This window comes from Vicinamibacterales bacterium, assembly GCA_036496585.1.
GTDB lineage: Bacteria > Acidobacteriota > Vicinamibacteria > Vicinamibacterales > 2-12-FULL-66-21 > JAICSD01.
This window is the reverse complement of sequence record DASXLB010000001.1, coordinates 1-14224: the sequence shown is the minus strand read 5'-3', so window position 1 is coordinate 14224 and position 14224 is coordinate 1. Positions and strand designations below refer to the sequence as shown.

The 14224-nt window shown below is 66.0% G+C and carries 10 protein-coding genes and 1 pseudogene; 7 read left to right on the top strand and 4 right to left on the bottom strand.

Annotated elements, in window-relative coordinates:
• Positions 1–119 precede the first annotated feature (119 nt).
• Positions 120–241, top strand: a pseudogene (locus VGI12_00055) (IS3 family transposase).
• Positions 242–636: 395 nt separating this feature from the next.
• Positions 637–1104: a hypothetical protein gene (locus VGI12_00050; protein ID HEY2431032.1), complete on the top strand. Its 468-nt coding sequence runs from the start codon at positions 637–639 to the stop codon at positions 1102–1104.
• 633 nt (positions 1105–1737) lie between these two features.
• Here VGI12_00050 and VGI12_00045 read toward each other — a convergent pair.
• Complete coding sequence (locus VGI12_00045) at positions 1738–2232, bottom strand: hypothetical protein (protein ID HEY2431031.1); 495 nt, start codon at positions 2230–2232, stop codon at positions 1738–1740.
• A 796-nt stretch (positions 2233–3028) separates the two neighbouring features.
• Here VGI12_00045 and VGI12_00040 point away from each other — a divergent pair.
• Positions 3029–3349, top strand: a complete 321-nt coding sequence (locus tag VGI12_00040; protein HEY2431030.1) for a PEP-CTERM sorting domain-containing protein — start codon at positions 3029–3031, stop codon at positions 3347–3349.
• 73 nt (positions 3350–3422) lie between these two features.
• Here VGI12_00040 and VGI12_00035 read toward each other — a convergent pair whose 3' ends face one another.
• From VGI12_00035 to VGI12_00025, 3 genes are all read right to left on the bottom strand, one after another.
• Positions 3423–3986 carry a YdeI/OmpD-associated family protein gene (locus VGI12_00035; protein HEY2431029.1) on the bottom strand — a complete coding sequence of 188 codons (564 nt, stop codon included), beginning with the start codon at positions 3984–3986 and terminating at the stop codon, positions 3423–3425.
• Positions 3987–4129: 143 nt separating this feature from the next.
• The gene (locus VGI12_00030) at positions 4130–4543 is read right to left on the bottom strand and encodes a hypothetical protein (GenBank protein HEY2431028.1); all 414 of its coding nucleotides are present in this window, start codon (positions 4541–4543) and stop codon (positions 4130–4132) included.
• A gap of 10 nt (positions 4544–4553) precedes the next feature.
• Positions 4554–4748 carry a hypothetical protein gene (locus VGI12_00025; protein ID HEY2431027.1) on the bottom strand — a complete coding sequence of 65 codons (195 nt, stop codon included), beginning with the start codon at positions 4746–4748 and terminating at the stop codon, positions 4554–4556.
• Between the two features lie 301 nt (positions 4749–5049).
• Here VGI12_00025 and VGI12_00020 point away from each other — a divergent pair, with 301 nt between their 5' ends.
• The 4 genes from VGI12_00020 to VGI12_00005 all read left to right on the top strand — a co-directional run.
• Complete coding sequence (locus VGI12_00020) at positions 5050–6552, top strand: hypothetical protein (protein HEY2431026.1); 1503 nt, start codon at positions 5050–5052, stop codon at positions 6550–6552.
• 289 nt (positions 6553–6841) lie between these two features.
• A complete protein-coding gene (locus tag VGI12_00015; GenBank protein ID HEY2431025.1) occupies positions 6842–8044 on the top strand; it encodes an efflux RND transporter periplasmic adaptor subunit in 1203 nt (400 codons plus the stop codon).
• The gene (locus VGI12_00010; GenBank protein ID HEY2431024.1) at positions 8041–11145 is read left to right on the top strand and encodes an efflux RND transporter permease subunit; all 3105 of its coding nucleotides are present in this window, start codon (positions 8041–8043) and stop codon (positions 11143–11145) included. The genes VGI12_00015 and VGI12_00010 overlap by 4 nt, the downstream gene beginning before the upstream one ends.
• Positions 11142–14224: efflux RND transporter permease subunit (locus VGI12_00005; protein ID HEY2431023.1), on the top strand; the 3083-nt coding region annotated here is incomplete at its 3' end. The genes VGI12_00010 and VGI12_00005, both read left to right, overlap by 4 nt.

Sequence of the window (14224 nt, the reverse complement as noted above, 5' to 3'; positions counted from 1 at the left end):
GAGATCGTAAGTGGATGTCATTGATGCCTGTCCTTTCTACCAGAAGGGACTGCAACGATCGGACCCGATCTGACTCATCCGCTTGGCCAGCGGCAATCGCAGAGTTCTCCCGCGACACGGTGACCGCACCGGCTCGGCGCGAGGCGGTGCGGGAGAGGTGACGCAAGACCTGAGCGAGCGACGGGCCTTGACAGTCGTGCGCATGAGCGCGGCGACCCTGCGCTACGTGCCGCGGCCGGATCCCGACCCGGGCCGCTGGGGCTCACCATTTTCTTGCGACCACCGCCTTGAGCGCCTAGATGTCTAAGGTCTGCTCGGCGATGATCTGCTTCAGCCGGCGATTCTCGTCCTCGAGCGTCTTTAGCCGCTGCATCTCACTAAGCTCCACCCCACCGAACTTGGCATTCCAGCGGCAGTAGGTCTGCTCCGTGGTCCCATACGTGCGGCACAGGTCGGCCGCCTTCTGGCCGGCTTCGCCCTCGCGAACGATCTTCAGAATCTGTTCGTCGGTGAATTTGCTCCGCTTCAGCGGATTATCGAGGGCAGCTCGCTGTCCGCCGAGGTGAGCTTCGGCGACGAATTACAATCGCGCCTTGACCTTGCAACGGTTACAAGGTCTACCGTGGACTGAGGAGCGTGACCGTGCTATTCATGTGCCCTTTGTTACTAGCGGTGTTCGCGAGCGCCCAGCACGCGGCGAATGACCATGGTGCCTTGGTGATGGGCTTCGACCAGGAGAAGACCGTGCACCATTTCTACTTGTACGACGATGGCGGCGCGATCGACGTGAGTGTGAAGGATGCCACCGACACCAAGAACCTGGCCGCGATCCGGTCCCACCTCCCGCACATCGCCATGATGTTCGAAGGCGGAGATTTTGACGCGCCGATGCTCGTGCACGATACGCAGAACGTGCCAGGCACATCGGCGCTGGCGAAGATGAAGGACCGCGTCTCGTACACGTACATCACGACACCGAACGGCGGCAGGGTAAACATCGCGACCACCGACGAGGCTGCGCGGACCGCGATTCACGACTTTCTGCGGTACCAGATCCGGGAGCATCACACCGGTGATCCGATGACCGTATCGCCCCGCCGATGACTGATGCGTGGATCGGCCCGCGTGCGCTCGCAGACGCCGGGGGCGTCAGCACGAGCACGTTGCGTCACTATGAGCGGTTGGGTCTTTTGCCGCCTGCCGGCCGGACGCACGCAGGCTATCGACGTTACCTGCCCGGTGCGCTCGATCGCGTGCGCCTCATACAGCGGGCTCTCGTCATCGGTTTTTCCCTGAAGGATCTGGCAGCCGTCCTGCATCGCCGTGACCAAGGCGCTGTTCCGTGCCAGCAGGTTCGGGCACTCGTCGGGAAACGCCTAGCTGGACTGGAGCAGCGGCTTCAGGATTTGGCCGCGCTCCGAGAGGAGATGCAGGTCTTGCTGAATGAATGGGACGAGCGACTCGCTACAACGCCCGCGGGAAGACCAGCGCGGCTGTTGGACATGTTGGAGCTGCACCCGTCGTTGGATGGCCCCGCTCGGGCTCTCGTCTCCGGCACCTCCTCGCCTCCAGTCCGGTCAGAGCAGGGACGGCGTCTCGCTGTCGAGCAGGCGGGCACAGACCGGAGACGTTAGTCGAAGAGCCGCTCGGGTGAAGACTGGGGGTCGAGTGAGTGTCTCGGCTCGCTCGGGCTGAAATGCTGGGGGTGGCTCCTCCTCCTCCATCGTGAGCCCAACTTCACTCATGGATTTGTCTGATGCCTATGTACTTCCACTGACTGTCGTATATGTCGGCGGTCTCGAAACCGGCTTGCATCATTTTCGTGTCCTCCACGCCGTAGGACGATCCAAGCGTCACGACGTACAGCGTGTAGCTGGATCGCTTTTCGAGCTGCTTGGCGTCGAAGGCTGCTGCCGCTTTCGTGCAAATCGCCTTGTCCGACACCAACACGACCTGCGACGGCGTGACACTCGCCAGCCCCATGGTGGTCTTTTCCACTGTGCCGCCCATGTCCGTCTTCCCGACAAAAGCCTTGAGTTCTGCGATGAGCCGATCGCTCCTCGCGTCCTTGGGCGCACAGCTTCCGGTAACGGCTGAAGCACCGGTCGTGCCCGTCCGTGCGACCGTCGCACTCATCATGAGCACAGCCATCACGAGGATCAGCGCCCTCTCGCGTCGTGGTGACCTTTCCTTCGCCGACGAGCAGACGACGGTACTTCTCACATCGGTCATCAGTCCCTCGCGTGTCTTGGGGACGAGGCGGCCATCCCCTTCTTGTTCTTCATATGTTCGCACTTTTCTGTTCGGATGCCGGCGTACGCACTGAGGCAGGCGCCCGTGGATCGCAGCACGACGCGGCCCAGCCCGCATGGTCGGCCGTCGCTTAGACTCTTGCCCGACGGATCGACTAGGCTGATCGACAGAGCCGCCGTGCAGTCGGGGGTCCCGATCCACAACACATCACCTGCCTGTGACTCCGGGAGATTGGCGTCGAGGCGCATGGGTGGGCTGGAAGGACGAACGACGCCAGGTCCGTCATCCCCAGTTCACGATCGGCTGATATGGTCCAACAGATGTCGGATTGGAATCGACCAGCGCCCGAGCGCGATTGCGCCGACTGCGGAGCCGCCGGCGGCATGAAGCTACAGAACGTCGTCGGGACCACACCGATAAACATCCCACTGCTCTACGTGTGCATCACGTGCGGGACGACGCTGACGATCCCGCCGCCGCGCAGTCCTGTTCTCGGCAGTTAGCGCGCGTCATTGAACCGTCGATCCTTCTCGCCGATGAGCCCCGACATCGCCGCGCATGCGCATCGCGTGACCTCGATTCGCGACGGAGAAGTGGAGCGCGACGTCCAACGCTCGGCTTGAGAGGATCGCTTCCTTCTCATGGTCAGCTCAGCGTCTGTTGTCCTTCGGTCCGCGAATTGCAGTCGCGCCGCCTCACGCCTGTCATCAGGCAAGCGGTTCGCGAATTCGGCCCTTCGTCTTCTTGATTGTGGCTGACGACGGACCGGTTCGCCATGACCGCCTTCGGCGGGTGGAACGTCAACGTGGGGGCGTCCGACGCACTGGCGATCGTGTTGACGACAGGCGCCGATGGCAACTACGGCTGGAGCACGGCGTGCTGCTACTCGGGCGGAGAGATGTTCCTGTCGCGCGGTTCGGGCTTCACGCCCGCGGATGTGAACACCGGCAGCGGGTTCGGGGACTTCATGTTCCGCACCTACGTCGATCCGATCGAAGGCGGCGCGACCACTCCCGAACCGAACAGTCTGCTGCTGCTCGGGACCGCTGCCGCGGCCGCGCTGCTCTACTGCACGCGGCGCCCGTCCTTTGAATAGATAAAGCCGCGCGCGCCGGATCGCCGCCTTGCCGGCGGCCATGAAGGGGATGCTGACGGAGTGGCCGCAACAGCTAGCGCCGCTCCAGGAACCCTCTGCCTTCGAAGATCGCTGGCATCGCCTTGTCGATGCGCGCCAGACGCGTCGCCGGCTGCTTGGCCGCTGCGAAGTGGTAGAGGTATCCCCGTTGCCGCCCCGGCGTCAGCGCGTCGAAAGCGCGCTTGAAACGAGGGTTCTTTCCGAACCGCTCCGTCAACTCCTCGGGAACCGGATAGTCAGAGGTCTTCTTCGGCTCCAGCCGCAGCCCCGCCTCCTCGACGGCGATGGCCTCGCGCACGTAGGCCTTGATGGTCGGCGCCTTCGCCATGATGTCCTTGACGCTGGTGAACTTCATCACCCGCGCGGCGTGCACCTGACCGAGCTGCACCAGCACTTTCCTGGGATCTTTCAGCAGCGCGCCCTGAAAGAAGCCGAGCCCGAAGTAGTCCTTGAACCCCTGCATGATGACGATGTTCTTCCCCGCCACCGTGTAGGTGGGTTTCCCCCACTTGCGCTCCTCGTTCATGGCCAGGCCGGCGAGCACGCGTCGCATCTCCGCGATCTCCGCCCTCCAGCGCTCGCGATACACCATCTCCATGGCAGCATCAATCCTCGACAACGCGGCCGTTCCTTGTCAATCCAAACGTGCGAGGCGGGGACGGGCAGTGCAGATGGGAAGCCTGGGCGCCCGGAATCGGCTCAACGCTCGCGCAGGCGTCGACGGCGCGTCGTCACGAGGCGCTACTCGACGATGATGCGGCCCTGGTAGAGCGGGTTGAACTCGTCGATGTGATCGTGGTACCCGCACGTGCGCACGAGGTTGAGCGCACCGGTCTGCCCGCTGCCGCCGGTGCCGAGAACCCCGACCTCGTTGACGCCTGGACAATCGGTGTGAATCTGCACCGGATCGGATGTGATCTGGTGAGGCTTCGCGTCGTTGTTCACAAACTGCACGTGCCCCCACGCCTTGATGTGGACCTCTTTCGGCGTCACGCCTGTCGCCGAGATCGTGACGGTCGCATCGGCCGGCGTATCCGGAGATGCTGGACCGGATCCGCAGCCGTGAACCGCGAACACGCAGACGAGCGCGATGAACGCATGGGGACCGCGCAGGCGGGACACGGGGCGAACGGCGTCGGGAGACTGCGTTCTCATCAGCACGCAATCACGCACGCGGCTGGTTCTTCGCAGGGTACTCGGGCCTCGGCCCCGGGTCCGGGTCGGCGGTGCGCCGCGCATCTCGGACCTTGTCGCTGAGGCGCTCGGCCTCCACGCCGAGCGCCTCAGCGCTCTGGCGCAGGCGCCGGTTCTGTTCACGCAGCAGTCGGAGAAGCGCTTCGTACACCTGGAAGTCGTACATGTCGCAATCCCACACGAGCAACGGCGCGGCGCCCGTCTCCGCAAGCAATGGACTCTCGCCGGGAGACCCATTGTGCCGCAAATCGGAGGCTCGTGCGCGGCTGGATCACGTATCTGCAATCCGGCTGCGCATCGGTGCCATCGCGCGCAGGTCCTCGCCGTCCACCCAATACGGCTGAGGTATCCACCGCTCCCGTAATCGGCCCTCCGATCTGTCAGTCCTTTTCTACGACATCGCTCGAAAATCGCGGTGTTTCCGCGCCGGCGCCGTGGCGATCGTTTTGCCATTTCGAGACGCATCCATGAAGTCTTCGCGCGTCGCGTTCCAGATGATGGCCGTCCTGTGTGTGGCTGCGCCCGCGTGGGCGCAAACGCCTGTGGTGGCCGGCCTGTACCAGGCGGTCATCGATCGCGTCACTTACCAGAAGCCGGCGCTCCCGGTGCTGGGCGCGGCCGGGTCCTCTTTTCAGGACCCCGTCTTCAAGTCGACGCTGGGACGCCTGACCGACGCCGCCACGCGTCCGGGCTCGCCGAACCGCTCGTATCGCACGCCGTCGAGCCCACATCAGAATGCCTGGAGCGTCAACAGCCACTACTTCTACGTCGTCGGAAGCGGCGGCGTCGGACCGATTCCCTTCGCTTTCGACGCCTCGACTGGGACGGCGCGGCGGATCCAGCCGACCACGACCGGCGATGGCGGCCTGGTCCTGAAGTTCTACGTCGAACCGCAGTTCAGTTACGTCAACGATTCGATCATCTACGGCAGCTATAGCGGCACCGGCTCGACGCTGCACACGATCGACCAGTACGACTTCTCCACCGGCCTCTATACCCGTCTGCTCGATCTCGACACGCTCGAACCGGGCCTGACCGACACCTACATCGGCGGAATCGCCTCGAGCGGCGGCGGCACGGAATGGATCGAAACGTTCTTCGGCGGCACCTCGCAGGACCATCATCACTACGCCGTCGTATTCGATCGCGCCAACCCGCAGAGCCGGCATGTTGTCGACACCTTGGCCTCGACGATCGACGGGCAGCCCGCGCCGATCACGCTGAACTTCAGCCTGCACCACGCGATGATCGACCGGAGCGGCCGCTATGTGATGCTGTACCCGAGTTCGGCCGATCAGGCCGCGCCGCGCTACGCCGCCCAGGAGTACCTGTGGGACGTGCTGAGCGGGGCGATCACGGAGCTGGGCACCGCGGCGCGACCCTACGGACACGACGCCTTCGGCTATGGGGTGCTGGCCAACCAGGACTGTTGCACGACCACTTCCTGGGACGCGGCGCAGTGGCAGTTCCGCTCGCTGGCGGCGCCGTTCTCGACGCGGGACCTGATCGCCACGGTGATGCAGCCGAAAGAGGTCTACTTGTCCGATCACACCACGTGGAACAACGCGCTGCCCGGCGCGCTGACGCCGGTTTTCAGCGGGCTCTATCGCTACGGCACCACCGCTTCTGCCTGGCGCGCCTGGGACGACGAAATCATCGCGATCCAGACCGACGCCGGGGCCGGCGTCAACCCGACGGTGTGGCGCTTCGCGCACCATCGCAGCAACGTCGCCTACGATGGCGACGCGACGCGCACCGCCTTCTGGTATGAGCCCCGCCCCAACGTGTCGCCCGACGGCAAATGGATCCTGTTCACCTCCAACTGGGAGAAGACGCTCGGCACCGATCCGGTGGGCGATTCCGGCACGGCGTCGCGCCAGGACGTCTTCCTCCTCCGGCTCTCGCCCGGCGGCACCGTGCCGCCCAAGCCGCAGGGCCTTCGGCTCGTCGCCAGCGGATTGCCTCGCTAGAGACCCGCGCTCGTCCCCCTTTCATTGTTTTGTCACCCCTTTCCCCGTACGATTACCCGCGCGCCTGAAATCGGACGTCTGGCTCCGTCGTAGATCAAGGGGCCGCTATATCCGAAGGAGTAGGGGCGTTCGGGAGGTCTAGAGCGTGAGCAGCTGGACGGCGGTTCTCGGGTGTGGTGCGGTCGTACTATCCATGGCCGGTGCTGCCGGTTGCGGGTCGTCGAGCGCGGCGGCGGGCACGGGCGGAGGTGGCGGCCGCGCCGGCCGGGGCGGTGGCGGCGGTGGCGCCGTGCCGGTCGTGATCGGGCGTGCCTCGCAGAAGGACGTCCCCGTCGATCTCTCCGCCATCGGCAACGTCGAAGCCTTCGCGACCATCAGCATCCGGGCGCAGATCACCGGCACCCTCCAGGACGTGAAATTCCACGAGGGGGATTTCGTGAAGGCAGGGCAACTGCTCTTCACGATCGATCCGCGGCCCTATCAGGCGTCGCTGCACCAGGCCCAGGCCAACCTGGCCCGCGATCAGGCACTGCTCGCTCAGGCCGAGGCGCAGCTGACGAAGGACGTCGCCAACGAGCAGTACTCGTCGGCGGAGGCGCAGCGCCTGACGTCGCTCAACGAGCGCGGCCTCGTGCCCAAGGACCAGACGGAGCAGGGCAAGGCCTCGGCAGCGGCCAACAGCGCCACCGTCAACGCCGACAAGGCTGCGATCGAAGGGGCGAAAGCGCAACTCGTCGCGCAGCAGGCGGCCGTCGAGAGCGCGACGCTTCAGCTCGACTACACGCAGATGAAATCGCCGATCGAGGGCCGCACCGGGAATCTGATGGCCAAGGCGGGCAATCTCGTCACGGCGAATTCGACCGAACTGATCACGATCACCCAGGTCACACCGGTCTACGTCACGTTCTCCCTGCCGGCGGAACACCTCAGCGAGGTGAAGCCGGTGGGCGTGGGGACGGCGCTGCCCGTGTCGGCGACGCCGCAGACCGCCGGTGCCGAGGCCGCGAAGGGGACGCTGACCTTCATCGACAACGTGGTCGACCCCTCCACCGACACCATCAAGCTCAAGGCGACGTTCGCGAACGAGGACCGCCGGCTGTGGCCCGGGCAGTTCGCGCGGGTGAGCCTGCGTGTCTCCACGATCGATCACGCGACGGTGGTGCCGTCGGAAGCGGTGCAGCTCGGTCAGGACGGCCAGTTCGTGTTCCTCGTAAAGAGCGATCAGACTGTCGAGCAGCGGCCGGTCAAGGTCGGCCAGGCGGTCGACCAGGACATCGTCATCCTCGCGGGCCTCAAGCCTGGCGACGCGGTGGTGACCCAGGGCCAGCTGCGGCTGGAGCCGGGCACCCGCGTCACCCGCGCCGACCCGCGCACGGGTGAAGCGTCGCCCAACGGCGGACGCGGGGGGCGCGGCGGCAAGAACGGCGGCGGCCGCGGCGGCGGCAGGAGCGGCGAGGCCGGCGATGCCGGCCGCGGCAGCGGCCCGCTGTGAACCTCTCCGAGACCTTCATCCGGCGGCCGATCGCGACCAGCCTGATCATGGCTGGCATCGCCATGTTCGGCGTCGTCGCCTACCGCGCGCTGCCGGTGAGCGACCTGCCCCAGGTCGAGTTCCCGACGCTGAACGTCTCGGCGAATCTGCCCGGCGGCGATCCGGGGACGATGGCGTCGGCGGTGGCGAGCCCGCTCGAGCGGCAGATGACGACCATCGCCGGCATCGACTCGATGGTCTCGAGCAGCGGCAGCGGCAATACCAACATCACGCTGCAGTTCGATCTCGGCCGCAACATCGACAGTGCCGCCGTCGACGTGCAGACGGCGATCGCCGCCGTCATGCCGATGCTGCCGACGACGATGACCTCGCCGCCGTCGTTCCGGAAGAACAATCCGAACGACCAGCCGATCCTGATGCTCAACTTGACGTCGCAGACGCTGCCGATGCCGGTCCTCGACGACTACGCGGAGAACGTGGTGGCGCCGCGCATCTCGATGGTCAGCGGCGTGTCGCAGGTGCAGGTGCAGGGCTCGGCCAAGTATGCGGTGCGGGTGCAGCTCGATCCCGACAAGCTGCACGCGCAGGGCATCGGGCTGAACGAGATCACGTCGGCGATCACCAACTGGAACGTCAACCTGCCGACCGGCCAGCTCTACGGCCCCGGCCAGACCTACAACCTGCGCGCCGCCGGCCAGCTCGACGACGCCGCCGCATATCGACCGGTGGTCATCGCCTACCGCAACGGCGCGCCGATCCGGCTGTCGCAGGTGGCCAACGTCATCGACAGCACCGAAAGCGTTTTCAACGCGGCCTGGTACTACACCAAGGACAACGGGACGCCGACGTCGCGCCGCGCCATCACGTTGATGGTGATGCGCCAGCCCGGCACCAACACGATCGACGTCACCGATCGCGTGCGCGCGCTGCTGCCGTCGTTCGAGTCGCAGCTGCCGCCCGCCGCGCACCTGACGGTCCGGCAGGATCGGTCGAAGACGATCCGCGCCGCCTTCGGCGACATCCAGATCACGATGCTGATCACGCTGGCGCTGGTGGTCGGCGTCATCTTCCTGTTCCTGCACAACGCCTCGGCGACGCTGATCCCGGCGCTGGCGTTGCCCTTCTCGATTCTGGGCACCTTCGCGATCATGGAGCTGCTCGGCTTCAGCCTGAACAACCTGTCGATGATGGCGCTGATTCTGTCGATCGGCTTCGTCGTCGACGACGCGATCGTGATGCTCGAGAACATCGTGCGCCACATGGAGCACGGCGCCGACGCGCTGACCGCGTCGCTCGACGGCTCGCGCGAGATCGGCTTCACGATCATCACGATGACGACGTCGCTGGCGGCGGTGTTCATCCCGGTGCTGTTCATGACCGGCGTCCTCGGCCGCCTGTTTCGCGAATTCGCGGTGACGATCACCGCGGCGATCCTGATCTCCGGCGTCGTCTCGGTGACGCTGACGCCGATGTTGTGCAGCCGCTTCCTCTCGGTGACGGCGCTGCACGCCAAGACGGGGTTGGCCGGCGCCCTCGAGCGCGCCTTCAGCCTGCTGCAGCGGCTCTACGAGCGCAGCCTGACCGTGGTGCTGCGGCATCGCCCGCTCATGCTCGGCGTGTTCGTGGCGGTGCTCGCCGCGACCGTGCAGATGTACCGCATCATCCCGACCGGCTTCATCCCAGACCAGGACAACGACACGCTGTTCGTCAGCCTGCGCGCGGCGCAGGGGACGTCGTACTACGACATGGTCGACTGGACGCGGAAGATCGCCGACATCGTCATCAAGAATCCCAACGTCGATTCCTTCCTCGCGTCGGTGATGGGCGGCTCGGCCAACAACTCGCGGATCCAGGTGCAGCTGACGCCGCGCGCGACGCGCCAGATGACGGCGCAGCAGCTCGCGCAGCAGATTCGCGCCGACACCAGCCGCTTCGCCGCCTTCCGTACCTTCGTCACGCTGCCGCCGGCGATCCAGATCGGCGGCCGCATGGGCAACCAGAACTACAGCCTGATGATGCAGAGCCTGGACCACGACGAGCTCTACGCCTGGGGGCCGAAGGTCGAGCAGGCGATCGCCGACGAAGTGAGCGAAGTGCAGGACGTCTCGACCGACATGGAGATGAAGAGCCCGCGCGTCGACCTGACCATCGATCGCGACAAGGCCGCCGCGCTCGGGCTCAACGCCACCCAGATCGAGAACACCCTGTCGACCGGCTTCGGCTCGACGTGGGTGTCGACGATCTACGGCCCGGCGAGCCAGTACCGCGTGCTGCTCGAGCTCGAGCCCCAGTACCAGTCGCAGGCCGACTCGCTGAAGAACGTCGCCTTCAAGACGTCGAACGGCGACGTCGTGCCGCTCGAGTCGGTCGTCAAGTACAAGGACTCGGTCGGGCCGCAGTCGATCAATCACTCGGGGCAGCTGCCGTCGGTCTCGGTCTCGTTCGGCCTCAGGCCGGGCGTCTCGCTCGGCCAGGCGACGGCGCACGTCAAGCAGGTCGCCGACCGCATCCTGCCGGCGACGGTCACCACCAGCTTCGAGGGCTCGGCCAAGGTCTTCCAGCAGTCGATGAGCAACCTCGGCCTGCTGCTGTTCGTCGCGATCGGCGTCGTCTACATCGTGCTCGGCGCGCTCTACGAGAGCTACATCCACCCGATCACCATCCTCTCGGGCCTGCCGTCGGCCGGCCTCGGCGCGCTGGTCACGCTCTATCTGTTCGGCAACGAGCTGAACATCTATTCGTTCGTCGGCCTCATCCTGCTGATCGGCATCGTCAAGAAGAACGCGATCATGCAGATCGACTTCGCGCTCGAGGCCGAACGCAAGCACGGCAAGGCGCCGGCCGAGGCGATCCACGAAGGCTGCCTGATCCGCTTCCGCCCGATCATGATGACGACGATGGCGGCGCTGCTCGGCGCGGTGCCGATCGCGCTCGGCTACGGCGCCGGCGGCGAGGCCCGCCGTCCGCTCGGCCTCGCCGTGGTTGGCGGCCTGGTCGTGTCGCAGCTGATCACGCTGTATCTGACGCCGGTCGTCTACACCTACCTGGCGACGATCTTCAAGACCAGTCGGATCCAGGACACCGCGGTCGCTCACTCATGAACATCTCCGAAGGATTCATCCGCCGTCCGATCGCGACCAGCCTGCTGATGGCGGCGATCGCGCTGTTCGGCGTTGTCGCCTATCGCGCGCTGCCGGTCAGCGACCTGCCCAACGTCGACTTCCCGACCCTGCTGGTGACGGCGCAGCTGCCTGGCGCCGGACCGGAGACGATGGCCTCGTCGGTGGCGACCCCGCTCGAGAACCAGTTCTCGATGATCGCCGGCCTGCAGGGCATGACCTCGGTGAACTCGCTCGGATCGACGCAGATCACGCTGGAGTTCGACCTCAACCGTCCGCTCGACGGCGCCGCTGTCGACGTGCAGTCGGCCATCACCCAGGCGTCGCGGCTGCTGCCGCAGGGGATGCCGACGCCGCCGACCTTCACCAAGGTGAATCCGGCCGACCAGCCGATCCTGTATCTGGTCATCACCTCGTCGACGATGCCGGCGTGGCAGCTCGACGAGTACGCCGAGACGCGCATCGCGCAGCGGATCTCGATGATCAGCGGCGTCGCGCAGGTGCAGGTGCTCGGCAGCGAGAAGTACGCGGTGCACGTGCAGCTCGATCCGCATGCGCTGGCGACGCGGCAGATCGGCATCAACGAGATCGAGACGTCGCTCAAGAACTGGAACGTCAACGTCCCGACCGGCACCATCGTCGGCCCGCACCGCGCCTTCACCCTGCAGGCGACCGGGCAACTGACCAGCGCCGAGCAGTACAAGTCGATGATCGTCGCCTACCGCAACGGCGCGCCGATCCGGCTGGATCAGCTCGGCACAATCGTCGACGGCGTCGAAGACCAGCGGACCGGCTCGTGGCTCTACACCAAGGACGGCACGCAGCGCGCCATCACGCTCGGCATCCAGCGCCAGCCCGGCACCAACACCATCGCGGTCGCCGACGCCGTCAAGGCGCTGCTGCCGCAGTTCCGCGCCGAGCTCCCGGTCAGTGTGCACATGGACGTCCTCTACGATCGCTCCGACACGATTCGGGACTCGTATCGCGACGTCCAGTTCACGATGGCGCTGACGCTGGCGCTGGTCATCTTCGTCATCTTCGTGTTCCTGAGAAACGTCTGGGCCACCGTCATCCCCAGTCTCGCCCTGCCGTTCTCGATCATCGGCACGTTCGCGGCGATGTACATGCTCGGCTACAGCCTCGACAACCTGTCGATGATGGCGCTCATCCTGTCGGTCGGGTTCGTCGTCGACGACGCGATCGTCATGCTCGAGAACGTCTACCGGCATGTCGAGGACGGGGAGGATCCGTTGACCGCGTCGCTGGTCGGATCGCGCGAGATCGGCTTCACCATCGTCTCGATGACGCTGTCGCTGGCGGCGGTGTTCATCCCGGTGCTCTTCATCTCGGGCGTGCTCGGTCGGTTGTTCCGCGAGTTCTCGGTGACGATCTGCGTGGCGATCCTGATCTCGGGCGTCGTCTCGGTGACGCTGACGCCGATGCTGTGCAGCCGTTTCCTGCGCCGGCCGTCGTCGCACGGCCCCGGCAACCGCTGGGCACGCGCCTCGGAGGCCGGCTTCGACTGGCTCCTCGCGCACTACGATCGGACGCTCCAGATCGTGCTGCGCCACCGCCGCGCCACGATGGTCGCGTTCGCCGGCGTGCTCGCCGGCACGGTGGCGCTGTTCATCGTCGTGCCGAAAGGCTTCATCCCCGATCAGGACACCGACCAGATTGCGGTGACGACCGAAGCGGCGCAGGGCACGTCGTACGATCGGCTGGTCGAATATCAGGACGCCGTGGCCAAGGTGTTCAACCGCGATCCGAACGTCGAAGCGCTGGTCTCGACCATCGGCGGCGCGGCCGCGCAGACACTCGGCGGTCCCAACCTCGGGCAGATCGTCGTCCACCTGAAGCCGAGGAGCGAGCGCCGCGAGCTGGCCGGCCAGATCATCGAACGCCTGCGTCCCGAGCTCGACGCCGTCGTCGGCATGCAGACCTTCGCGCAGAACCCGCCGACAATCCGGATCGGCGGCGAGATCAGCAAGAGCCTGTATCAGTTCTCGATGCAGTCGCCCGATCGCCCGCTGCTCTACGCGACCGCGCGCACGCTGGAGTCCGAGCTGAAGAAGGAGCCGCTGCTCGTCGACGTCACCAGCGACCTCGAGGTGACGAGCCCGCAGGTCAACATCCAGATCGACCGCGACAAGGCGGCGGCGATGGGCGTCACGGCGAGCGCCATCGAGAACTCGTTCTACGACGCCTACGGCACCAAGTGGGTGTCGACGATCTACGGCGCGGTCAACGAATACAAGGTGCTGCTGGAGCTCGCGCCGCAGTTCCAGGCCGATCCCTCGGCCCTGTCGCTGCTCTATTTCAAGGGCACGACCGGCGCGGTGGTGCCGCTCGACACACTGGCCCACGCCTCGCAGGTGGTCGGGCCGCAGTCGGTCAGCCACTACGGGCAGCTGTCGTCGGTGACGGTCTCGTTCGGCCTGGCGCCTGGCGCGTCGCTCGGCAGCGCGCTGTCGCGCGTGGGCACGGTCGCGGCCGGCATCGTGCCGCCGACCGTCGGCGCGCAGTTCCAGGGAGCGGCCGCGGCGTTCCAGAATTCGATGGGCAACCTCGCGATCCTGCTCCTCATCGCCGTGATGGTCGTCTACATCGTCCTCGGCATCCTCTACGAGAGCTACATCCACCCGATGACGATTCTTTCAGGGTTGCCGTCGGCGGCATTCGGCGCGCTGGTCACGCTGCTGCTGTTCGGGATCGACCTGAACATCTACGCCTTCGTCGGCATGATCATGCTGATCGGCATCGTCGAGAAGAACGCGATCATGCAGATCGACTTCGCGCTCGAGGCCGAGCGCGGCGGCATGGCGCCCGAACAGGCGATCTACAAGGGCTGCCTGATCCGCTTCCGGCCGATCATGATGACGACGATGGCGGCGCTGTTCGGGGCGGTGCCGATCGCGCTCGGCTACGGCGCCGGCGGTGAGGCGCGGCAGCCGCTCGGGCTCGTGGTGGTCGGCGGCCTGATCTTCTCGCAGCTCGTGACCCTCTACCTGACGCCAGTCGTCTATACCTACATGGCGCAGGTGCAGCGGTGGCTGAAGCGCGG

Coding starts and splice junctions, on each gene's coding strand:
- VGI12_00045 (HEY2431031.1), bottom strand. CDS start 2,232: ATGACCGATGTGAGAAGTACCGTCGTCTGCTCGTCGGCGAAGGAAAGG.
- VGI12_00040 (HEY2431030.1), top strand. CDS start 3,029: ATGACCGCCTTCGGCGGGTGGAACGTCAACGTGGGGGCGTCCGACGCA.
- VGI12_00035 (HEY2431029.1), bottom strand. CDS start 3,986: ATGGAGATGGTGTATCGCGAGCGCTGGAGGGCGGAGATCGCGGAGATG.
- VGI12_00030 (HEY2431028.1), bottom strand. CDS start 4,543: ATGAGAACGCAGTCTCCCGACGCCGTTCGCCCCGTGTCCCGCCTGCGC.
- VGI12_00025 (HEY2431027.1), bottom strand. CDS start 4,748: ATGTACGACTTCCAGGTGTACGAAGCGCTTCTCCGACTGCTGCGTGAA.
- VGI12_00020 (HEY2431026.1), top strand. CDS start 5,050: ATGAAGTCTTCGCGCGTCGCGTTCCAGATGATGGCCGTCCTGTGTGTG.